At 58.4% G+C, this 23,111-nt stretch carries 13 protein-coding genes and 1 tRNA gene; 8 read left to right on the top strand and 6 right to left on the bottom strand.

The window, feature by feature from the left end; translation table 11 throughout:
* Positions 1-19 precede the first annotated feature (19 nt).
* The 5 genes from TBK1r_RS16685 to mdoH all read right to left on the bottom strand — a co-directional run bounded on the left by TBK1r_RS16685 (position 20) and on the right by mdoH (position 5,237).
* Complete coding sequence (locus tag TBK1r_RS16685) at positions 20-592, bottom strand: hypothetical protein (protein ID WP_145212848.1); 573 nt, start codon at positions 590-592, stop codon at positions 20-22.
* Between the two features lie 29 nt (positions 593-621).
* Positions 622-1,131, bottom strand: a complete 510-nt coding sequence (locus TBK1r_RS16690; protein ID WP_419581566.1) for a GNAT family N-acetyltransferase — start codon at positions 1,129-1,131, stop codon at positions 622-624.
* 664 nt (positions 1,132-1,795) lie between these two features.
* Positions 1,796-2,344, bottom strand: a complete 549-nt coding sequence (locus tag TBK1r_RS16695; protein ID WP_145212854.1) for a hypothetical protein — start codon at positions 2,342-2,344, stop codon at positions 1,796-1,798.
* Positions 2,345-2,426: 82 nt separating this feature from the next.
* Positions 2,427-2,801, bottom strand: coding sequence for a hypothetical protein (locus tag TBK1r_RS16700; RefSeq protein ID WP_145212857.1), 375 nt, complete (start codon positions 2,799-2,801; stop codon positions 2,427-2,429).
* A 219-nt stretch (positions 2,802-3,020) separates the two neighbouring features.
* The gene (mdoH, locus tag TBK1r_RS16705; protein WP_145212859.1) at positions 3,021-5,237 is read right to left on the bottom strand and encodes a glucans biosynthesis glucosyltransferase MdoH; all 2,217 of its coding nucleotides are present in this window, start codon (positions 5,235-5,237) and stop codon (positions 3,021-3,023) included.
* A 1,164-nt stretch (positions 5,238-6,401) separates the two neighbouring features.
* On the opposite strand from mdoH, the gene TBK1r_RS16710 reads away from it, so the two are divergent.
* From TBK1r_RS16710 to TBK1r_RS16730, 5 genes are all read left to right on the top strand, one after another.
* Positions 6,402-8,051 carry a glucan biosynthesis protein gene (locus tag TBK1r_RS16710; protein WP_419581423.1) on the top strand — a complete coding sequence of 550 codons (1,650 nt, stop codon included), beginning with the start codon at positions 6,402-6,404 and terminating at the stop codon, positions 8,049-8,051.
* Between the two features lie 528 nt (positions 8,052-8,579).
* Positions 8,580-8,768: a type I restriction-modification system subunit M N-terminal domain-containing protein gene (locus TBK1r_RS16715; protein WP_419581635.1), complete on the top strand. Its 189-nt coding sequence runs from the start codon at positions 8,580-8,582 to the stop codon at positions 8,766-8,768.
* On the top strand, positions 8,761-9,627 hold the full coding sequence (locus tag TBK1r_RS16720) for a DUF488 domain-containing protein (RefSeq protein ID WP_145212865.1): 867 nt from the start codon (positions 8,761-8,763) through the stop codon (positions 9,625-9,627). Before TBK1r_RS16715 ends, TBK1r_RS16720 begins: the two co-directional genes overlap by 8 nt.
* Positions 9,627-9,827: a hypothetical protein gene (locus tag TBK1r_RS16725; RefSeq protein ID WP_145212868.1), complete on the top strand. Its 201-nt coding sequence runs from the start codon at positions 9,627-9,629 to the stop codon at positions 9,825-9,827. The genes TBK1r_RS16720 and TBK1r_RS16725 overlap by 1 nt, the downstream gene beginning before the upstream one ends.
* A 5-nt stretch (positions 9,828-9,832) precedes the next feature.
* Positions 9,833-10,213 carry a hypothetical protein gene (locus TBK1r_RS16730; protein ID WP_145212871.1) on the top strand — a complete coding sequence of 127 codons (381 nt, stop codon included), beginning with the start codon at positions 9,833-9,835 and terminating at the stop codon, positions 10,211-10,213.
* 375 nt (positions 10,214-10,588) lie between these two features.
* On the opposite strand, the gene TBK1r_RS16735 is transcribed toward TBK1r_RS16730, so the two are convergent.
* Positions 10,589-10,661: transfer RNA gene (locus tag TBK1r_RS16735), tRNA-Arg, on the bottom strand.
* 172 nt (positions 10,662-10,833) lie between these two features.
* Here TBK1r_RS16735 and TBK1r_RS16740 point away from each other — a divergent pair.
* From TBK1r_RS16740 to TBK1r_RS16750, 3 genes are all read left to right on the top strand, one after another.
* Positions 10,834-18,615, top strand: coding sequence for a tetratricopeptide repeat protein (locus tag TBK1r_RS16740; RefSeq protein WP_145212874.1), 7,782 nt, complete (start codon positions 10,834-10,836; stop codon positions 18,613-18,615).
* Positions 18,616-19,065: 450 nt separating this feature from the next.
* Positions 19,066-22,026: a phosphoribosylformylglycinamidine synthase subunit PurL gene (gene purL / locus TBK1r_RS16745; RefSeq protein ID WP_145212877.1), complete on the top strand. Its 2,961-nt coding sequence runs from the start codon at positions 19,066-19,068 to the stop codon at positions 22,024-22,026.
* 4 nt (positions 22,027-22,030) lie between these two features.
* The gene (locus TBK1r_RS16750; protein WP_145212880.1) at positions 22,031-23,071 is read left to right on the top strand and encodes an ATP-binding protein; all 1,041 of its coding nucleotides are present in this window, start codon (positions 22,031-22,033) and stop codon (positions 23,069-23,071) included.
* The last annotated feature ends 40 nt before the right edge of the window (positions 23,072-23,111 follow it).

Raw genomic sequence — 23,111 nt, forward strand, 5'->3', positions numbered from 1 at the left:
GCGCTGCTTTCTTACGCCTCTAGTCAAAACGTTTGATGCGGCGAAAGGTCAACGCATCTTTGACCAGGTACCAATCCGAATACGCTTCCGATGAAAACACGGGTTCGGTCAACGGTGAATCGGCGTAAATCCGCACGGTGTAATTGGAGTTCTTTCGCGGAAGGACATTCCCGGCGAGCTTTCCGGCTTCGACTGCCGTGCGGAACTTTGCAGCGTCAGGCACCAACATCTTGAACTGAGTCTGCCCATTGAGTTCAGGTTCCCGTATGATCCGAACGAACCCTATGTCCTGCGGGTCCTCATGGGCCAAGAAGTAGATCGCTTCGCCAACTTTGCGGGCATCAATCACAGAATTCGCCGCTCGATGTTGTTGTCGATCGTCATCCCATGAAATGGAGCCCATCACCAGCTTTTGGTCGTTCGTCAGCCTCAACTCGAAGACGTCGGACGCGTCATTGATCCAGCGTCCCACGAAAGTGGCTTTCTCAGTTTCCATTAAAGGGTCGCCAATCGGCCCATCGAGCGTCACCAAATCGCATCCAACGGAACCGGCGACCAACATGGCGACGACGAGAAAAGGTGATCGGTTCATCGAAATTTCCCTTGCAGAACGGGCCCGTTCTACCGTCGTTTGGCAAAACGCAAAACCTTCATACCATCGTAAACCATATCGCCCTCGGGTTGCATGCCAACCTTCTCCAGCACACGAATGGATGCGGCATTATCGGGAAGCACCAATCCGACAATCTGATCGAGGCGGAGCTCGCGGAAGCCAAACTCCAGATTGGCCCTGCAAGCCTCTGTAGCAATACCCTGTCCCCAAAATTCGGGAAGGAATCGATAACCGAGATCAACCGCGTCGAGATCGGGCAGGTATTTCAGCCCGCAGAATCCGATGACGGTCTGCGTTTTCTTGAGTACGCAAGCCCATCGTCCGTACCCGACTTCGTCGAAATCCGGATAGCCTGCAATGGCTTCGATCGCCACCTCCAGCGACGGGACCAACAGCTCCCCGGTAAACCGCATGACGTCCGGGTTGCTGTTGAGCACAAAAAACGCTTCGGCATCGTCAACCGTGAAGGCACGATGATGGAGCCGTTTTGTCTCAGGTCCAGTCCTGTAGTGCTTCATCACGCCCGTCGATGAGTCAGTGGAATTTGGCTTGATCCATCTTCGTTCATTACAGTCACGTCGCGGTTTGTGGTTTCTGTCAGATAATGAATTGTGATCGATCCGCGCATGCAGAGGAACGGAGATCGATCGGACGCCAGAACTTTGTCTGCCCTTCACGTGGGCCGGTGATCGGACTCGATTAGAATGGATCCAGCCAGAGGGTGCCAGTTTCAAGAGTCAACGACTCGCGATACCAAGCCGGACAAGCCTCATTGCTGGTGCGAATAACGGCCGTCCACGATTCTCTCCCTCTGGGAGAGACGGCGTTTGCGCAGCAAGCAAACGCCAGAGAGGGCTCACGCTGCAAAAGTCTTGGCGTCTTCCGCTTCGATCAAATCCGTCACTTAGACAATCGACGTCCCACGGGGTTGAACAACACGGTTCACCCGACCCGCGGTGCCCATTGCGCCGTCCAACACGCCGCATCGTCTGTTGATCCCCGATGGCCAACGCTGTGAAGCATTTTTAGCGGTAGGGCGCGAGCCCTCCGGTGTCTCGGGAACGATGGGGGACCGGAGGGCTTGCGCCCTGCCGCTAACACCTCGTCAAACGCAGGGAATAGATGACCACACGACGCCAGTCACCGGGAAGTCCGCCGCTGCTTGATCACACCTTGGGTCACTTACCTATCCGTGGTTTCGGTGCCGGACACTTGGTGCTCGACTTCAGCGTCGTTTAACCGGAAACTTGCCAAGAAATGTTCGACTAAACGTCTCGGGCGTGCGCCGGTCCGATAATGAGCCTTGGCAGTGATTGCTTTTTGGCCCACGACGAACATGTATTGATCAAAAATAATGGAACCGGTGTCGATCAGCTGATGCCTTCCCTCGTAACCATCGGCAATCACGGGGACGCTACTCATGACGTACCCATCGTATTCGGACGCCAGGCCGACGGCTGAGTTCTCGATCAAATTTAATTGCTCGCGTTTGGTCCGAAGCTCGACCGGGATGACGGCGATTGAGTAACCGCTCTCTTCCAGCCATCCGCTCCACTCACGAACTGGAAATTGGGTGCTTTGGCTTGCAATCTCTCTGTATTCCACCTTCCGCGGAAGCACTCCCGTGCACAGCCCTTCGTCAATGACGACAGCGTGCCAGGTTTCTCCACCTGGACCAAGGCCGACACCAACTCGCGCATAGAAGTAGGTGCCCAATGCACCAGCGGACATCGCGATCAGAAACAGAACGATTTTCAGTCGTTGTGAGGGCAACTGGGGTATTCCAAAACGGGTTTCATTCCATCGGGTAACCCTAGCCGTGTTTGGCGAGGCTCGATCCCCACTGCGCAACCCGGTATTGGTACCGCCCTGGGTCACCCTCCGGCAGCAGGTTCGCGGCGATCAATCGCTGACGAACGACGACGCCAAGGAAGTCATACTCTTCTTCGTCATCGGTAGGAAAACGCTTCAAGATCTCTTTGAACTTGTCGAGCACCTCGCCGGTAATTTCGCAAGTCCCCTGCTCGACGCAAAAGTCCGCAAACTCCTTTCCACCAACGGTCGCCAGATCTGAATCAAGATGCGAGTAATCGTCTTCCGTCCAGAGATTTCCGGTTTTGCCAGTCGGCGGTCCAACATCAATTACATTCGATGGTTGTCCGAACAGTCGCTTGATAAAGGAGAGCATCGTTGAAATCCAGTTAGGCTGTTCGCGGCGAACAAACTGTGAAACAAATTGCGATTGACCCGCGAGTGCGGAAGAAAAGACATCGACCGGCCGCCAGACGTTCGTCGGCCTCAGGTGGCCCGGCGTTGGGGCTCCATTAGAACGGATCCGGGCAGAGCGTGCCAGTTTCAAGATTCAACGTCTGGCGACACCAGGCTGGCCACAGTTCGTCGACGTCGTTCACGCATCGATGTTTTCCGGCAAGGGTTGCCAATCCTGCACCACATCCAAGTGCAATTCGCGAAACGCTTCGTAGTCCAACAACACGGCTCGCCGCAACGGCTGGGGAATCGACCGCACGCCGCCCAGATCGATCGACTGGCGCAGCTTAATCGCGTCGTCAGGATGCATGGTCACACTTGCATCGCTTGCGAGCTGGATCTGTTGGTGCAAGGAATGCAGCGACGGATCGCAAATAAATCGCTCGAACAACTCGTCGGTCCGCGCAGGTTTCTCCTCCAACCGATCCAGGGCGAGGCGGTGAGACCGTATCACGTCGCAGGGGACAGACTCTTGAGGAGTCAGCAGCAATCCGGCACGTTTCAGTGCTCGGCCCACCGTTGTACTCGCCGCCAGCTTTGCCAACGGAATGGACACGACCAGTCCAATCAGCACCGGTGAAAACCAGATCAGCAAAGTAGGCATCCACCATGCGATCAAAGCGGTCAATGCGATACCGATCACGGTGAAGCCCCAAAACTGCCGTGCGACGTCTTTCCACGCCAAACAATGTTCGTTGCGATTCTGCGTCGCCCAACTGACACTCGTTCCGGTCAGCGCCGCGACGACGAACCAGCTGTGATAGAGAGCCATGATCGGGGACAACAAGACGGAAAAGATCGACTCCACAACCGTACTTAAAACCAGACGCGTTCGCCCGCCGACCGCCCGGACTCGATCGCGGTCGGTGAAGACATGGATCACGCTCCATAGCTTGGGCAAGAACAACAGGCACATGGAGATGCAAAACAGCACGATCACCCCGACCGTTGGGACATTGTCGCCGATTGATTCGGTGGGGTAGGTCCAGCTGTCATAAAGCATCCCGGAGAGACACAGCATCATGAACACAATCCAAATCGGTGACGCGGCGTAAGACAACACACCGCTAGCGAAGTGGAATCGACTGAGCATTCGATACTTCTCGGCCGCCAGCAGTTTGGCGTGCTGTAAATTCCCCTGACACCATCGTTGATCGCGTTGGGCATAGTCGGCCAGCGTGGTCGGACATTCCTCAAAGCTCCCTTCCAAATCCGTCGCGACCTGAACCTTCCAGCCCGAACGCACCATCAACGCGGCTTCGACGAAATCGTGACTGAGAATTTCTCCCCCCAAGGGCTCTTTCCCCGGCAACACCGGCAAATCGCAATGCTCCAAAAAAGCACGCACACGGATGATTGCATTGTGCCCCCAGTAGTTTCCGTCATCGCCCGCCCACTTGGCGAATCCGGCGACAAAGATCGGACCGTACGTGTGCGCGGCAAACTGTTGCAACCGCGCGAACAATGAATTCCGACCGACCGGCGCCGGGGGGACTTGAAGGATTCCCAACTGGCTATCCGCTCGCATCCGCGCGACCATCTCCAGCATCGTTTCAGCCGACATCAAACTGTCCGCGTCCAAAACGATCATGTACGGATAGCTCGCGCCCCAGCGGATACAAAAGTCAGCGATATTGCCTGCCTTTCGTGACTTGTTGTGCGGCCGGTGCCGATAGAAAACTCGGCAGTCGGGAACGCGCTCAACAAACTGAGACCACGCCAATTCCTCCTGCAACCAGACTTCTGATTGCGTCGTATCGCTGAGCAGATAAAAGTCGAACTGATTCGTCGCGTGGTGAGTGCGCAGATCGTCAACCATCGCTTCGATGCCTGCAATGACGCGTTCCGGTGCCTCGTTGTACACCGGCATCAAGACCGCAGTGCGCTGCGGTTCGCCGATCGCTGGTTCAGCCCCTTGCGGATCGTGGCGATCAGAAAGCTGTTGCTCGGCCGCAAGTTGTGACGCGTCTGGCGGGTGATGTGGTGAAGCATTGATCGTCCGTGGTTTACCAGGTTTTAGCGGCAGGGCGCAAGCCCTCCGGTTCCCCATCTTCACCACGACACCGGAGGGCTCGCGCCCTACCGCTAATAAGTGCTCCCCAGCGTTGTTTGGCGGAGCTAACGTCCTCGACATGCGACGTCGACTGTGCAGCGTGAGAAATCCGATGGTTGCGAGCACAAACGAAAACGCTATCCAACCGAACAACAATGCAAAAATCGCCGCACTCAATGCTTCGAACAAATTGATTCCGCTGCTGCGATCGACAACCACCAGGTAGCTAGCCGTCGCGATCGCCGTCAATCCGAGCGACAACAGAATCACCGTGACACGAACAGATGAACTGGAATGTTCCATTGATTGATCCAATCTTCACGTAGACCGAGAGACCTAGATAAACGCCAAAGCCGTCGATGCAAGAATGCTATCGGGCACCCACACTCGCAGACGCTGCGAAGCGGTACGACTGAATCAAACCCGACCACCAACTCAGCCGCAGCGGGGCGGCCCGGCGAACAGGTTGTGCCGGTTGCATCACACTACGTTGCGGCGACGGTACGACGTCCCGGTTCCCGGTGCTGGCCACGTGGTCGGCGGCCATTCGAAGTGCGGTACGGATCAGATCACCGTGTTCACGACAAAGACATCCTGCGCGTTCCGAGATCGCAAGGGCGACCAGGTGGTTCGACTGGTTATCGACAGATCCGCTGGCACGAAGATAGCGCTCGACCACTGGGACGAGAGAACTCGGTTGTTGATCCTCTGCAGGGTGGCCCGAAAGAACGAAAGGTTGAGTTAGTGGCGTCGTTTCAAAAACAACGGACATAGGTTCAGTTCCAATAGGAAGACAAGAGAAGCATGTCCACCGATCGACGGGGACATGGATCGAAAAGTTCAAGACACGGGTTGCCCACACCTTCAAACGCTGTGCCGATCGCGAGCATTGAATTTGTTTCCGCGTCGCATCGGCTGACGTCACAGGCCCACACGAAAGAGAGTTGGTCTTGCTAGGGGGAATGAAGTTCCCGTCCGACCGATTGCAGCGAAAGAGTAAACCGGACGAAATTTTTTTGCCCGAGCGGGCGTCCTTTCCGGTTCATCGAAACGAGATCGATTGCTGATGGACGGGCCGTGCAGAGTGGACGACAAACGAGCAACACTTGCTCGAAACTCAACCAGTCTCCTTAGGTTGAGTGAGCATGCAAGTTCATTTTGCGGGGGCGTTTCAGTCCATCACTTTGGCGATCGACGAACATGCCAATGGTTCCGCCGCGGACAATGGTTCCGCAGCCGACTGTAGAGTGCGTTTAACGGCGGGAACCGTGGATTGAACGGCATCGAGCGTTCGGTCGATCGGCATCGGTCGCCTGGACGTCGGCACAGGGATTGCAAGCTGCGGGTGATTCACAATCTTTAAAAACCGATTCAAATGCCGTTGGCCCATCCGAATCAGGCGGACGGTTGACTGAATCGGGTTCGCCAACGCAATGCATTGGCCGCGCACCTCTTATGGAGTCTGATATGGTGGTTCTGCGTTTTGTCTTGGTCCTGCTTCTCCTCTTGGTCGCGATCTGTTGCACCGGCATGTCTGAAGCGTCCGAACAACCGTCCGAAAAACCGGCTGACCAATGGACACAAGTTGTCGACTACGACAGTTTGTGCGCCCTCGCTCGGCAGGTGGCTGACCGTCCGGCAGAACCTCGGTCGGTCCTACCGGAGGTTTTGGCGCGCATGCAGTACGACGACTATCGGCGGATCGCGTTCCGGCCCAAGCATGCCGTCTGGTGGGACGAACTACCGACGTCACTGGAAACCTTTCACCGCGGATTTGTCCAACGGGACAAGGTTCGTATCTTCACGATCTGCGATGGCGAATCGAAGGAGGTGATGTTTTCGAAGTCTGATTTTCAGTACCAGTCACCGTTGAATCCAGACGCGATTCCCAGCGACGCAGGACACGCAGGGCTGAAGTTGGTCAGCACCCTCGATGAAATGAGCGGCGGTCAGGAATTGTTGACCTTTCTTGGGGCGAGTTATTTTCGCGGCCGTAGCGGTGCAACTCGCTATGGGACGTCCGCCAGAGCGTTGGCCATCGACGTCGCGATGAACCGCGAGGAAGAGTTCCCTTTCTTTCGCGGCTTTTGGGTCGTCCGACCCAAGCAAGACCAACGTTGTGTGACCGTGCTTGCTCTGTTGGACAGCCCCAGCGTGGCGGGTGCGTACAAGTTTGAACTGACACCGGGAATGCACGAATCTCAATTGCAAGTCGAATCAGTGCTTTACTTTCGCAGCGTCCCGGACAAGGTCGCGTTGGCCCCCTTGACCAGCATGTGGATCTGGGGCGACGGGCTGGACGGTCCGCCCAAGGATGCTCGTCCTGCCGTCCACGACAGCGATGGGCTGCTCGTGCAGCATCGCAACGAAACCGCCGCTCCCCGTCATTCCGGTCAGCCTAGTCGCGACGGTGCTTCCTCAGGAGAAACGAGCGAGTGGACCTGGCGTGCCTTCGCCAGGCAAAGTTACCCTTCGGTCAGCCGGATCGCCGTGGACCAATTGATCGGCTTTGGATTGATGCAACGGAATCGATCGTTTTACCACTATGACGATCACAATGCGCGTTATGACCTTCGCCCCAGCGTGTGGGTAACGACCGACCAGCCATGGACAGACGGCGTGATTGAATTACTGGAGTTGCCGGGGGCGCATGAAGGCGTCGACAACATCGCCGCCTACTGGATCCCCGATTGCAAACCGACCGTGGGCGAGCCGGTCAAATTGAAATACACGGTGAGTTTTTTTGCCGGCGACTACGGCCGTCAAGTCAACGTTGCCCGCGCGACACATTTTGATGTCCAGCGTGATGCCGATGGACAAACGATCGACATGACGATCCGATTTTCGGGAACGCCGCTCCACAAAACCCATCTGCTCGCCAACATGGGAGTGGACGTTCAACTGATGCGTGCTTCACTGTTGCGCAAGTCAATGGAGCGAACCGAGTCAGGCGACCTGCTGGTCGGCTTGACGTTCCAACTGGACAGCGACGCGCCGCCAGAACTGGCAGTACAACTCGTCGAGGATGGAAAACCGTTGAGTGAACGATTCACCTATCTCTGTCCGCCCCAAGAGCCAGAGTTTGTGTACCCTGCTGTGTACACGCGTACGGAGTGAGTCCGATCATCCATCTGCGTGCATGCAAGTCGGCCGTCGGGAAACACCCTTGGCGTTGATGGGGCGACGCCATCGATCCAGACGACGCGCGGCGATGCAGATTTTGGCGGAGATGGCAGAAAAAGAGCGGGCAGAAAAATGGGAGGTCAGGTCGAAGAAATGGTTAGACAGGAAAATGGGTGACAGGAAAATGAGTTGCCCAAACCAGACGGACGGCCGGCCGGCGGGACGGGCATGGGGACGGAAAACAATTCAGGGCATGATCACGCCATTTTCCTGTCTCCCATTTTCTTGTCTTTCCGTTAACACCCGCCATCCCCAGCACCTTGGGGCCGAAGGCCGGTCAGTTCCTGGATGCGTGCCCCCTCTGATGGCCGGACCCTCGTGGACGCGTTACATTGGTCGATTCCTGGGCTGCTTCGTTCGATCGCCTATCGACGAATCGGTGAAACAAGAGCCCCGACCCCGAAATAGCGAATGACCACTCGCGAAGCATGAATGGATCCCGTGACGCCGTATGGAAATTCAGTGAATCAAGACAAAATCACACTCGGTCAACTCGAATCGTTCCTGCTTAAGTCCGCTGACATCCTGCGCGGCAAGACGAACGCTTCCGAGTTCAAAGAATGCATCTTTGGAATGCTGATGAAAGAGTTACTCACGGGCGAGAAGCCACTGTTGGTTTCTGACGTAGTAGAGGACGCTATTCATGCTTAAACGTCAACGTGTCTTGTTGCGATTGTTGCACCAAGCCGACCGAAAAACCGTTTCAAGGATGGAACTCACCAAGTGGTGTTTTTTGTTGCGTCAAGAAACACCGTCGTGTGGCGGATCGGCGTTCTACGACTTCGTGCCCTATCAATACGGTCCGTTCTCATTCTCGATCTATCAAGAACTCGAGAAACTGGTCTCACAAAGCTACATCGAAACGCCCGATGATCAGACGCTTAAACTAACGGAACTCGGATCCGCCGAAGCGACCGTTCCCGCCGATGTTTCTCGCGACGTCAACCGTATTACGCGTCGATTCGCCGGTTGCTCGACGGGGAAACTACTCGACTATGTCTACGAATCCTATCCGACGTTCACGGTCAACAGTGTTCGCAAACAACTTGTGAAACGCCCGAAAACGGACACTCGGGTTTATACCGCCGGTTATGAGGGGTGCAGCGTCGACAAGTTTTTGTCGTTGCTGGTTGAAAGTGGCATCGAGCGATTGATCGACGTTCGGATGAATCCCATCGCTCGGCGTTACGGTTTCCACAAGAGCACATTAAACCGATTGTGCGGCAAACTGAATATCGAATACGTCCACGTTCCTGAGCTTGGGATCCGCAGCGACAAGCGCCAGGAACTCGACACCCAGGCCGACTACGACGCCCTCTTTGCGGACTATGAACGCACGACGCTGAAGAAGGAATCAGGGGCAATTCAGAAGGTCGCCGCGTTGATGCACGAAAAGCCTAGCGTGTTGGTTTGCATGGAAGCGGAACCGTGTTGCTGCCACCGTTTGCGATTGGCTAATTCCGTGGCGTCGCTGACGGGCCTCGAGATTGTTAATTTGAGGGCGAAGTAGTGGGGCAAAGCGAAAAGGTTCTGATCACGGTAATGACGTACCCGCATCCATCAGAGAAGTACCGCGAAAGCGTCTGTACGGCCGGCGTGTCGGAATCGGGCGAGTGGATCCGGCTCTATCCCGTTGATTACCGCTATCAACCGAGATCGAATCAGTTTCGCAAGTATCAGTGCTTGGCGTTGTACGCCCGTCCAAAGTGACCGACTTGGAGATCCGACCCGCCGAAGAAGAGTGGAAGCCGAAGTGGCAAAACCTGTTCTCGCAAATGTTGCTGTTTGGTCCCCAACAGAAACCGTTGACAAAGCTCCCGTATAGTTTTCACTATGTCTTTGAGTGCGAAGACTCGGAGAAACCGCACACGGCGATGTGTGAGGACTGGGAACTGGGGGTTCTGTTCCTTAACGAGAAGGCGAGACTCGGTTCGGATGAATTGGCCGCCCAGAGTGTTCGCAAAAAGTTTCTCGGCGAATTGTGTCGGAATGACAAAGACACGCGGTTCTTCATGGGAACCAAATTCCCTTACAACACTTGGCTTGTGCTGGGCGTTTTCTGGCCGCCCAAAGATCAACAGGGGACGTTGTTTTAACTAGCGTTCGTGCCGCACACAAACGACTAGCCGAACCTTAATTGTTTCGACACCCCACGATGGACGAACCCGAGCTGCTCGATAGTCTCTTCAAAGAGAAATACTCTTAGCGTTGGGTGGGCGACGCCATCGATCCAGACGACGCGCGGCGATGCAGCTTTTGGCGGAGATGGCAGACAAAGAGCGGGCAGAAAAATGGGAGGTCGGGTCGAAGAAATGGTTAGACAGGAAAATGGGTGACAGGAAAATGAGTTGCCCAAACCAGACGGCTGCCCGGCGGAACGAGCATGGAGACGAAAAACGATACAGGGCATGATCACGCCATTTTCCTGTCACCCATTTTCTTGTCTGTCCGCTGACACCCGCCATCCCCAGCACCCCCGGCAGGATTCGAACCTGCGACACCAGCTTTAGGAAAGCTGTGCTCTATCCCCTGAGCTACGGGGGCGTGTTGGTCGTGTTGCACGTTTTACCTTGGCCAAGATGCCAGGAAAACCAGCCTCCGCAATTGGCGCCCTTTCTTTGCTGGGAATTCGCCCTGCCTTGCGCCCCCTCCGTCCGTGGGTCCGTCATACTGGTGGTGGATGCGATAACGATTCCTCCCCGGGAGTATAGAGAGCGTGATTGCAGAAATTCGTTCGCCGCGTGTTTGGGTTTTCTTCGTTTGCACCCTGGTTTTTGCCTTGGATCCCTCGGGGAACCCTCCCGCCCGGGCGCAAGATCCCAATCCCGCCGAACAAACGCGGCTGTCCGAACAAGAACGCGCGATCGCCGAGAAGTTTCTGCAGGTACTGCTGCGCCGCCCACGACCAGGGACCGCGTTGGATCGGGTCTACGGATTCCACGTCCAAAACGGGACGCTGGACGAATTCATCGCCTCGCTGGATGTCTCCGACGATGCTCCAAACGCCGGCCAACAGCGGATGATTCTGGGGTTGTTGCAGGCTCAACGCGGCCGCCAGGCACTCGCGGCCGAGGCCTTTGCCAAAGCCGAATCCCTGCTGAGCGATGACTACGCCAGCAGCTACTTGCTGGGGCGATCGCTACTCGCGGTCGGCCAGACGGAGAAAGCGGCCGCGGCACTGGAGCGGGCGATCGAGCGAAAACCCGCTCGCAACGAAGTGTTACCGATCTTCACTGAACTGGGCCGAATCTACAGCCGCGCCGGACAAAACGAAAAGGCACTTGAGGTTTGGCAAAAACTGGAGGCATTGTTTCCGGGCGACACGCGGGTCGGCAGCCAGATCGCCAGCACACTGGCCGACGAAGGCAACGTCCAAGAAGCCCTGCAACGATTCGAGCGTCTGTCCAAGTCCGCGCGCAAAGACGACGAGAAGATCGCGTTCGCGGTTCAGGCCGCCGAAATGCGACGTCGACTCGGGCAGACCGAACAGTGCACCGCAGCCCTGGAAGCAATCCTGGCAAGGCTGCGCCCGGGCAGCTGGCTGTACAGCGATGTCCGCAACCGGATCGAACAAGGGTTCTTGAAATCCGGTGATTACGACGCGTTGGCAAACTACTACAAACAAAAACTCGCCGACTCGCCCGATGATCTCGCCTTGCAGGTTCGTCTGGGACGCATCTTGGTTTCCGCACAACGCATCGATGAAGCAGCCGAGACGTTGAGCAAGGCCGTCGAACGCGCGCCCGACGACGCCGACGTGCGATTGGCGCTGATCGATGTCTTGGTCAACAAGGCCGACATGGCCGCCGCCGCCGATCAATTCGAACAGCTTGCCGAACAAGATCCCGACAACCCCGACTACTTGCTGCGGTGGGGACAGACCCTGCTGGAAGACGACACGCGGCCACTCGCGGCGCGACGAATCGCCGCCGCCGCGGTGTGGCATCGGCTGGCGGATCGCCGCAAGGATGACGCCGTCACGCTGTCCCAGATCGCCGATCGCATGCGTGCAATCGATCGCAAAGAAGACGCCATCGGGCTGTACGAGCAAGCCATCAAAGTGGAACCCGATTCACCACAGTATCGAGAGTACCTGGGTGAATACCTTTATCGGTTGGGCCGAAAAGACGAAGCGATCGAGACCTGGAATTCGATCGCCGAGGGTGATCGACGCGGTCGAGACTCACTGGTCCGCCTCGCCGAAATCTTCGCCACCTTCAAAGAAGACGAACGGTCCCTGACGGCTTGGCGAGAGGCATCGGAACTGGATCTGACGTTTCCCCAAGAATTGCGGTTCGCGCAAAAACTGCGCGACGCCAAACAATTCGACGAAGCGATCTCTCGGCTCGATGCGGCGGCGAACATCGCCGAGACGCCCGACGAGCAGGAACAGCTGCTGAAAGATCGGATCGCGACGTTTCAGCAAGCCGGAACCCTGGATCAACAAATCGCACTGCGACAAGCCGCCGAGCCGACCGTCGAAAACTTGCGAACCCTGGCCATGATGCATGCCGCAGCGAGCCAATTGGCCGATGCCGAGGCGGCGATCCGCGGCGCGATCGAACAACAACCCGATGACCCGAACGTGTTGTTGGTCGCCGCGGAAATCTCCGAACGCCAGAATCGTTTCGCCGATGCCGCGGCAACGTTCCAAAAACTGGCTCGCGTCGACGTTCGCTTTCAGACCAATTATCTGCAACGCGTCGCGGATCTGCAGATGCGGTTGGGCCAAGTCGACCAAGCGATGCTGACCTGCGACGCGTTGATCGACGCCAATCCGGCAAGCCCGGAATCGTACCAGTTTCTGGCGCGGCTGGCCTTGCGAGCCGGACGCGACGACCAGGCCTTCACGGCGCTGCGGCGTGCGATGAACGTCGCACCGCGTGACAACGGGCCACGCCGCATGCTCGCCTCGGCCTTCGCGGACCGCTACCGCACCGAAGAAGCAATTGAGCTGTATTGGCAAGCGATGCGGTATGAATCCGAAGCGGACGCCCGAATCGCGTTGGTCAAACGACTGGCGCCGCTGTACGACCGCCAGAACGAGATGGACGCGTTGATCGAGCGGATCGACCAAATGGTACGCGACGACGTCGACGAGCGTACGGTCCAACTGATGGTCGCGGCGGGGCACGAAGCGGTTCAGGATTTCGGAGCCGCGCGACAAGCCATCGATCGCCTGCTGGCCGCCCAGCCGCGTGATGTCTCGCTTCTTGAAACGATGGTCCGCTTGAGTGACGCAGCCGACGAGGTCGTGGTGGCCGCCGAATTCCAAGAACGCGTCGTCGCGATCGCCGACACCCCCGAGAACCGTTTCAAACTGGTTCAACTGCAGCTTGACGCCGGCATGATCGACATCAAGTCGGCGCTCAGCGACCGAATCTCACTGGCCGCCGATCCGACCCGGTTGGGATCGATGATCCGCTCGGCGGTTCGTCGAAGTGATCGGTCGACGGCGCTCGCGATCTGCGAAGAAGCCGTCCGCCGGGATCCCGGTTTGTGGGACGTCAAACTGATGCTCGCCCAGTTGTTGCTTTACGAACGAGGTGACGATGAAACACAAGACGGCGACGAAGCAACTTACCCTGCGCCGCACCGCCGCGCGATTGAACTGGCCGGCGAGATTCGTCAGTTGGATCTGCCACTGGATGCGTTACCGCCAACGACAAGAACGCGAGCCACCAGCACATCAACCAGCACGTCACGTCCGCCAGGTTATGCCACCAGTCCGAGTCGTTGGACGGGCAGCTCATACACGTTGGCGCGAAACTATCGCGTCGGTCGCTACGCCAGCAGCAGCTACTCCAGCATGTCGTCCAGTTACTCGACCATCGACCCGTCCTCGTTCGGGCACGCTCGGGTCTTGGCCGCCACCGTGGAAATGGTTGCGATCGCCAAACGTTTTCCGGCCGATGAAGCGAAAACGAGAATCGATGCCTTGATCGAACGCACCATTGAACTGCCAGCGGTCGACCAAATCGAAGACGCCAACCTGATTTGGGAGCACCGGGCACTCCAGTCGCTTGCGGGTGCTGTGACCTCGACGACAACATCCAGACCAGCCAGTGGGGACGACAAAGAACTCACCGAAAAGCTGAATTGGCGACTGGCGGAACTGGACCCCAAGGAGGGAGCGGTTTCGGTGCGCGGCATGTTGATGGGGAAGATCCGCTCGGCTGCTCAAAACGAATCCGACAGTGACAACGCTGCCCCCGCCGACACGGCCGGCTTGTTGACCGAGCCCCAATTGCGGCTGATGCTGGATCTGTACGAACAAGCTCAAGTCGACGCGGCATCCGGTAGCAACACCGCCAGTTCCACCTCATGGTCGACGCTTGCGGATTATCGCGTGATCCTGTCGAACCACTTCAACGCCGTGGGCGACACGGCGCGGGCGAAACAATACTCCTTGCAAGCGCCACCAGCAGGCGCGTCGCTGAAGGATCTCTTGAGCGCGATGTCGTACTATTTAAACCTCAATCAGGTCGACCAGGCTGACGCCTTGGTGGAACGATTGATGCCCGCGGTGCGTGACGACACGACGGGAAAATCAGTGACGTGGAGTACGGTGACGGGGACGGCCGGCCATCTGGTGACGTCCGGACGACACGGGGCCGACTTTGTCGAGCGTCATCGCATGACGCTCCTCGACGCAGTGCTCGCCCAAGCGATCGAGCACAATAGCTTCGCGGCGCGACGCAGCACCGCACTGTCCAACGGAACCCTCAGCACGTACGTCCGCAGTTCGCAGAACAGCTACTATTCGTTCCAGGTCAAAGCCCCCCTGTCGTTGCAACTGTTGAACCAACAGATCATCAACGAGCTTTCCAGCCTGATGCCCAGCTCGGAAAGCGACGGCCAGCCCCGTGGCATCAACGTCAGCGACGAAGTGATCGCACACTTGGATCGCCCGTTGGCGGGAGCCCCGGTGCAAGAACAAAAAGCACGCCGTGTGTTGGCCGCGTTCGCCTGCTGGTGGACGAAGCGTCCGGAGGAATGCTATTCGCGACTCAGCCAGCTTTGCCGCGAGTTCCCCGATGACGTCGACTTGCGAATCGAACAGGCCCGGCTTGCCAGTGAGCTTGCCCAACCGCGCGTCGCCCTGGAGGCGCTCGACTCGTTCGATCCGCTCGACAGCGGGATGTTAGTTCGTAAAGAAATGGCGGCGTTGAACTTGGCCTCACAACTCGGCGATGTGGAACGCGCCAAGCAGGCCGCCGAGCGTCTGTTCGGATTGCGGATGGATACCAAGACCCAGTTGGCCTTGGCCGATCAGCTCCGCCGACTCGGGATGAATGACAAGGCCACCGCGGTGTTGCGGCGATTACGCGGAGGGCGTGCCCGTGATGAGCGAACGGAATTACAGATCGCCGACGCGTTTTTGGCCAACGACGACCAGGAGGCCGCTGCGGAGGTCGCCTACACGGTGCTGCGAAAGTTGAATAGCGGTCGGGGAGCATCGAGCAATTCGGCGTACTACCGCCGGCAAGCCGTTTCGATTCTGCAAAACGCCAAACGCCTTGACCCGCTAATCGAACAAGCGAAACGACGCGTCGCTGCGGCCCCCGCTTCGGTGCGGGCCAGGATGGAGTTGGCCGAACTGTACACCGCGGCGGGCAAACAGCGGGACGCCGAAGCGTTGTGGAGTGAGATTGCGAAATCCAAACCGAACGATCCGAACCAATTGCTCGCACGGGCAAGTGCACTCTACAAAGCCAAACAATACAAGGAGTCGGCGGAGTTGTACCTGGACGCGTTTGAAAAAGAACCGCAACTGCTGAACCGGCATGTCTATGAAATGACCCGTGCGGTGGAGCGGAGTAGCGATTTCGACCCGATGTTCGAGCGATTGCTGAAATTCGATCCCGAAGCCATTCAAAGCTACCGACTCGACACGTTGCTCAACGTCGGGCGACGCAAGCCCTACACCGACGCCAAGCGGAGGTTCGTCGCCCACGCGTTGAAGAACTCGCAGTTCAAACGAGACTTCTATCGGTACATCGATGCGATCCCGGTGCCGGACCGAGAGAAGATTCCGGAAATCCGCCAGGCCATGATTGACGTCATCTGCGGCGACGATGCGTTTAAGACGGGATCGACGACGTGGCGGGTGACCAGTCGCTCGTCCGGCGGAACGGCAAACGGTCCGTTGAAAGACATCTTGACGTTGCTCCGAAGCGACGAAGAAGCGCGGGAGCGATTCGAGGAAGCCGCCAAGAAGGCGATTCAAGACAAGACGCTCGCCCCCTCGTCGCGGTTCTTGTCGGCGCTGGTCGACGTGGCCGACGACGCCAAACGTGACGCGGCCGTCGAGTCGATTCGTGAACTGATGGATTCCGACGCGGTCGCCGCGGCAAAGGGTGCCGACACGTTGGCCATCAGCGGCGGATTGTTATGGCAGGGCGGCCAGGTGCTGGAATCGATTTCCGAGATCGATGACAAGACATCCCTGCTGGTTTCGATCTATCAAGCCGCCGCGGTCGATCCGAGTGTCTCCAGGACCGACATGCGGTTTTCGGTCGGCGCGCGACTGGTCAACGCCCTCGCAAAAGATGGTCAAAAGGCCCGGGCCCGAAACGTCTTGCTCGATGCCTACGCGAAAACGGACCATTCGGCCGAGGACCAATACAACCCCGGCTACGGCGACTATCAGGAGATCCAAGCCTACCAATCGATCGCCGAAAAATTGAATGAGATCGGATTTCCGATCGACGCCTGGATCATCTTTCAACAGTTGATCGCCAGCCCGGAACAGTTCGCCAACGCGAAACGCTGGGGCGGCGGCCTGTCGATCGACGATGCGAAAAAGACTGCCGAGCAGGTACGGAAGAAAATCACACCCGAGTCGTCGGCCGAGTACCTGGACATTCGCCGTCAATCACACGACGCCCCCAACGATGACCTGGCCATCCGATTGCTAGATCTGCCGCTGGAGATGATGCTCGTCGCCGATGCCGAACCGGGATTGCAAATCGCCATCGATTCGGCATCCCAAACCGACCCGGGCCGCGAGACACTCGAGGCGTTCTACCAGTCGTTGGAATCCGTTTCAGCGAAACGATCGAAGGATTGGTCGATTCCCGCGGCACAGCTGTTGGTCGCGATGAAGATTCGCCCGGACGATGTGGATGGCTTGCATGACACGCTGAACGAACGCTTGCCCGATGTCGCAACGATTCGTGAAGCGTTGGACACACCCCGAGCCGCCACGCTTGAACCGCTGACGGGATTGCTTGCCGTTGCATCGGCCGCAGCGACAAGTGACTCCGCCGCGGCCGAAAGAATCAGCAAGAACGTCGGCAATTACCTTCGCGTGTTGGCGGACTCGCTGCAGAAACCCGGCCTGGAACTTGCGGTCGCCTCGCTGGGTGGAGACGACGCGTCGCTTGCGGCTTTGTTGGATTCGATCGAGACGTCATCGGAGTCGGGGGTATCACTGATGAAGCCTCAACTCAATGCGTGTTTGAAAATCGCGATGATGGTCGCCAAACGCGGTGACATTCGAAATTCGGCCAGGGCGTTGAAACTGGCGCTGCAAAACGGGCCGCCGATCAGCTCCATTGGCAATGGAACGGACGCGTTCGCGATCAATACCAATCAAAACGTTTCCTCCACTTCCGTCGATGACGGCGTCCATGAACTGACACCGCGATTGTTGGACCTGGTTGATCTGTATTCCGATCTGACGGGCGAACAATTGGGGCTGCGTGAACCGAACGCCGACCTGGCATTGGATGCCGATGAAATTGATCAAGACATGTGGCAATCGATCGATCAAGCGTTGCGTGCGGTCGTCTTGCCAAGCGGTCAGCCGGGCATGGTCTATCCCTATGCCAAGCGAATCGCCTCGCGCACCAGCTACGATAATTATTCCAGCGATGATGACCTCCGTCCCCACTCGGTCTCGATCGCGATGGCGCGCGTCGCCGCGATCGCCGGCACCTCGGACACGCTGCTGGACTTGATTGCGTCACGGCTCGAGTCCGCGGCCGACAAGAAGGAGGCGGCCGCCGTCCTGGTCGATGCGGCATTGGCGAGTGTGGACCAAGGTGAGGGTGACGGCGGTGCGCTGACCGAAGCGTTGGAGCGTTTTGCCGAGTCCGTCGACGCGATCCTGCCGAGCGTCGAAACACCGGCGACCGAACCCGAACAGTTGTCGACGATTTCAGGCCAGGTTCAACAAGAGTCGTATCAGAAGAGTGACATCGTCGATCTGATGGTCCGCACGCTGGCCCCCCTGGTCGGGACCACCGACGGCGTCACGGAAGAGCATCGGGGCAAGGCAGCCGAGCTGTTCGAGAGAACAGCGCGATTGATTGATTCGGACAGCTACACGGCCAATCGGCATCGCGAAATCGCCCGGCGGATTCGCGAAAAGGTTATCTCAGGGCCAGAAAAACCAGAGGGTCACTCGGATGCGCAGCACGCCGAGCCAGAAACCGTGTTGGGCCAGCAACTCGATGCGATCAAACGATGGTTTTTGGGCGGTGGTCATTGATGCACAGCGTCCTGATGCACAGCGTCCTGACACCACGAGTTTCTCAGCCACAATGAGATCCTGCCGTTATTAAGTCGTTGAACACAAAGGGTTTTCGTCGCTCTCCGTCTGGGCATCGGTATCTGCACATCTTTTGCATGCCAGATCGGTTCTGAGTGGATGGTTTCGGCCAACGGCCGTTCACATCCATAGCCTTGGGCATCGCCCAAGAGGTTCCTGGGGCGGCGCAACCCTCTCAAATGCTCGGGTTGCTTGCCCCAGGCTAGGGATATGCATGCCCTTTGGGCAAAAAGCGACTTGTGTAGAGACCGATGCCCCCTCGGCCAGTTTCGCGTTTGAATTTCGATCCGCTCGGCCCGTTCTCGGCAATCGCAACTGATTTCGATACACTTCGTGGCACGCTGAGTTTTCTTCCCCGCACCGCTTTCATCCCCGCACCAGGACACGACGATGCCGCTGTGGCAGATTGACATTTATCCCGCCGAAAACGAGATCGACCGTGAGGGCGCCCGCACCAGCGAGGAAATTCATGAATTGGGCATCGGTGACGACGTCCCGGTGGTCTTCGCACGCGGTTTTTTGGTCCAGGGCGAAATCGACGGCGAACAGGCCCAGCAGATCGCCCAGACCCTACTGGCCGACGCGGTGACCGAGCGGACCGTCGTGGCGGTCGCCGGCGATGCGGTGTTGAGCCAGCCGCCGGTCGATTCTAACGACATTCGACTGGTCAACGTGTTGCCCAAACCCGGCGTGATGGACCCGGTCGCGGCCAGCACGATCGGGGCAGCCCGCGATTGTGGGTTCGACGTCCAGTCGGTCCGCACGATGCGAAAGTATTGGATCAGCGGGGTCGACGAGCCGACGTTCCAAACGATCTGCCGCCGCGCGTTGTCCAACGATTCGATCGAGCAGGTGATCGCCGGGCCGCTGGAAATGGAGCAACTCGATGTCGGCACGGCCTACGAATTCGAGCTCGTCCGCGTCCCGATTCGCAGTTTGAGCGATGACGAATTGGAAACGCTTTCGCGCGAAGGCCAGCTGTACTTGACGCTGGTCGAAATGCAAACGATTCGCGACCACTTCGTCGCGCTCGATCGCGATCCGACGGACATCGAGCTGGAGACGATCGCGCAGACGTGGTCGGAACACTGCAGCCACAAAACGCTGGCCGGTCGCATTCATTACCGCGGGGTCGGCGCCGACGGAACGCCCGGCGGCGACGAGCGGCAATACGACAACATGCTCAAAGAGACCATCTTTGCGGCGACCCAAACGATCCGCAAGAACTTGGGCGACGACGATTGGTGCGTCAGTGTGTTCAAAGACAACGCCGGCGTGGTGACCTTTGACGACCAATTCCATGCCTGTTTTAAAGTCGAAACCCACAATCACCCTTCGGCGCTGGAACCCTACGGCGGTGCAAACACGGGTATCGGCGGGGTGATCCGCGATCCGATGGGGACGGGCATGGGCGCCAAACCGGTCTGCAACACCGACGTGTTTTGCTTTGCACCGCCAGACACGCCTGCCGACCAATTGCCCCCGGGCGTGCTGCATCCGCGCCGCGTGATGAAGGGCGTCGTCGCGGGGGTCCGTGACTACGGCAACCGGATGGGCATCCCGACCGTCAACGGCGCGGTCTATTTTGACAAACGCTACTTGGGCAACCCGCTCGTCTATGCCGGCAACGTCGGGATGATCCCCGTCGGCATGGAAGACAAGCAGGTTCATCCGAACGATCTGATCGTTTCGATCGGGGGCCGCACCGGACGCGACGGCATCCACGGCGCCACGTTTAGTTCGGCGGAATTGACCAGTGAATCGGAATCATTGTCCGGCGGCGCCGTCCAGATCGGCAACGCGATCACGGAAAAAATGGTCTTAGATGTCTTGATGCAAGCCCGCGACCGGGGACTGTACAACGCTGTGACGGACTGTGGTGCCGGCGGGTTTTCCAGTGCCGTGGGCGAAATGGGCGAGGACGTCGGCGCGGAAGTTTGGCTGGAAAAGGCGCCGCTGAAATATGACGGTTTGTCGTACACCGAGATCTGGATTTCCGAAGCCCAAGAACGCATGGTGCTGGCCGTGCCACGCGAAAAGTGGGATGAACTTCGAGAGCTGTGCGAAAGCGAAGGCGTCGAAGCGGCCATCCTGGGTGAATTCAAACCGACCGGCCAGTTGCACCTGACCTATCACGGCCAAACGGTCGGAAACGTCAGCATGCAGATGCTGCACGACGGACGACCGCCGGTGATCCGTGATGCCGTGTACGAACCGCCGGCCGTGGTGCCGCTGGATTTGCCCGCGTCGGTTTCGGCGGAGGCGAATCAACAGACGCTGCTGAAGATCCTGTCCAGTCTGAACGTCGCCAGCAAACACTGGGTGATCCGTCAGTACGACCACGAAGTCCAAGGCGGCAGCGTCGTCAAACCGCTGGTCGGACCACAGTGCGACGGTCCCGGTGACGCCGCGGTGATCCGCCCACTGCTGGGCAGCAACCGCGGTCTGGTGATTTCCTGCGGGATGAATCCACACTATGGCGACTTTGACACCTATCACATGGCCGCTTCGGCGATCGATGAAGCGATGCGGAACGCCGTGGCGGTGGGGGCCGCCCCCAGCAAGATCGCGATCCTGGATAACTTCTGCTGGGGTTACACCGATCGCCCCGAGACGCTCGGTTCCCTGGTACGTGCGGCGATCGCCTGCCAAGACGTCGCCGTCCAGCTGGGCACTCCGTTCGTCAGCGGCAAGGACAGCTTGAACAACGAATTCAGCTATTTCGACGACAGCGGTGAAAAGCAAACGATCTCGATCCCGCCGAGTCTGTTGATCAGCGCGATGGGCCAAATCGCCGACATTTCGTTGGCCGTGACGATGGACGCCAAGGAGTCGGGCAACGCGGTTTTCTTGATCGGGACGACCAAAGACGAGCTGGGCGGTTCGCATTATTGTCTCAGCCAAAACCGATCCGGCGGCCAGGTGCCGACCGTGGATGTTCCGGTCGCCAAGGCCACGTTTGCCGCGGTGCACGAAGCGATTTCCGCCCGTCTGCTGCGAGCCTGTCACGACCTCAGCGAGGGCGGACTGGCCGTCGCGGCGACCGAAATGGCGATGGCCGGTGGCTTGGGAATGCAGCTGGACCTGGATGCCGTCGCTGACATTTCCGCACCTGGACTCTCCGACGTCTCGCTGTTGTTCAGCGAATCCAATTCGCGGTTCCTGGTCGAATTGCCGGTGGAGTTGGTGGATCAGTTCACACCAATCTTCTACGCCCACGGCGTTCAGGCGGCCCGAGTAGGTACAATAACCGACGACGGAAAACTGACCGTCACGCGATCCGGGGCCAACGTGCTGGACATTGAGATCGCGGCAGCGAAAGATGCTTGGCAACGACCACTCGACTGGTAAACGGATGATTTCCCCCAGCTCTCAAGCCGATCCGAACAAGACCGCCACCTGGACGGTGGTGGTTTCGCGCGGACAATCCCGCAATCCCGCCAAACGGTCGCTGGAACAATCGATCGCCGACGCGGCCTCGACGCTCGAAGACGCCGACGTGTTGGTGGTCCCGCACCTGTACGATTTGCCCAAGGGCGGGGAGTCGCTACAGAAACTTTCCGAAATCGAAGGGAATCTGATCGTCGTCTCGTGGATCTTTCCCCGCGCCGCCCACTGGGTGCTGGACCGAAATGGCATCCGGGGCCAGTTCGTTCCGGTGGCAATCGGCGACGCGGAAGACGAGGACCAGGATGAGCCCTCCGCCGAGCAATCGGAAAACGATGTCGATCGCGTCGCCGACCTATACCCGCGGCCGGATCGTCAAATCCACTGCATCGACCTCAAGGCCGAAGAGAGTCTGGATCGGTTCACCGAAGAAATCCGTCGGTTGGTGCTCGGGGAAACCGACGGCGGCAGAGAATCCGGCACCGCAGCGACGACGAATGAAACCTCTTTGCCGATCGTCGGCGGCCGGATCGTGCAAGTCGAAGAAACGACGGCGCGGCGCTGGTACCCGGTGATCGATTTCAGCCGTTGCACCAACTGCATGGAGTGCGTCGACTTTTGCTTATTCGGTGTCTATGGAGTCGACGCGGCCGAAACGATCCTGGTCGAACAACCCGACAATTGCCGCAAGGGATGCCCGGCCTGCAGCCGCGTCTGCCCCGAGAACGCCATCATCTTTCCCCAGCACAAGGCACCGGCGATCGCGGGTGCCGAAACGGGCGGAAGCGAAGGATTCAAGATCGACCTGTCCAAGCTGTTCGGCGCGCCCGACGGCGGAGACGATGCGATCGCGACGGCGGCGCGAGAACGCGATGAACAGTTGTTGCTGGCCGGTCGCACCGCGGTCGGCATCGACGAGCAACTTCAGCGTCGTCAGCAAGACCTGGTCGCCCAACCCAAGGACGACCTCGATCGATTGATCGATTCGCTGGACGAACTCGACCTGTAGTGTCGCAGGGCATGCTGTGCATGCCACACGTCACGCGCGG

The sequence above is a fragment of the Stieleria magnilauensis genome, from assembly GCA_007753675.1.
GTDB lineage: Bacteria > Planctomycetota > Planctomycetia > Pirellulales > Pirellulaceae > Stieleria > Stieleria magnilauensis.

Bases quoted from the DNA above. Each gene is read 5' to 3' on its own strand.
- TBK1r_RS16685 (WP_145212848.1), bottom strand. From the start codon at position 592: ATGAACCGATCACCTTTTCTCGTCGTCGCCATGTTGGTCGCCGGTTCC.
- TBK1r_RS16690 (WP_419581566.1), bottom strand. From the start codon at position 1,131: ATGAAGCACTACAGGACTGGACCTGAGACAAAACGGCTCCATCATCGT.
- TBK1r_RS16695 (WP_145212854.1), bottom strand. From the start codon at position 2,344: ATGTCCGCTGGTGCATTGGGCACCTACTTCTATGCGCGAGTTGGTGTC.
- TBK1r_RS16700 (WP_145212857.1), bottom strand. From the start codon at position 2,801: ATGCTCTCCTTTATCAAGCGACTGTTCGGACAACCATCGAATGTAATT.
- mdoH (WP_145212859.1), bottom strand. From the start codon at position 5,237: ATGGAACATTCCAGTTCATCTGTTCGTGTCACGGTGATTCTGTTGTCG.
- TBK1r_RS16710 (WP_419581423.1), top strand. From the start codon at position 6,402: ATGGTGGTTCTGCGTTTTGTCTTGGTCCTGCTTCTCCTCTTGGTCGCG.
- TBK1r_RS16720 (WP_145212865.1), top strand. From the start codon at position 8,761: ATGCTTAAACGTCAACGTGTCTTGTTGCGATTGTTGCACCAAGCCGAC.
- purL (WP_145212877.1), top strand. From the start codon at position 19,066: ATGCCGCTGTGGCAGATTGACATTTATCCCGCCGAAAACGAGATCGAC.
- TBK1r_RS16750 (WP_145212880.1), top strand. From the start codon at position 22,031: ATGATTTCCCCCAGCTCTCAAGCCGATCCGAACAAGACCGCCACCTGG.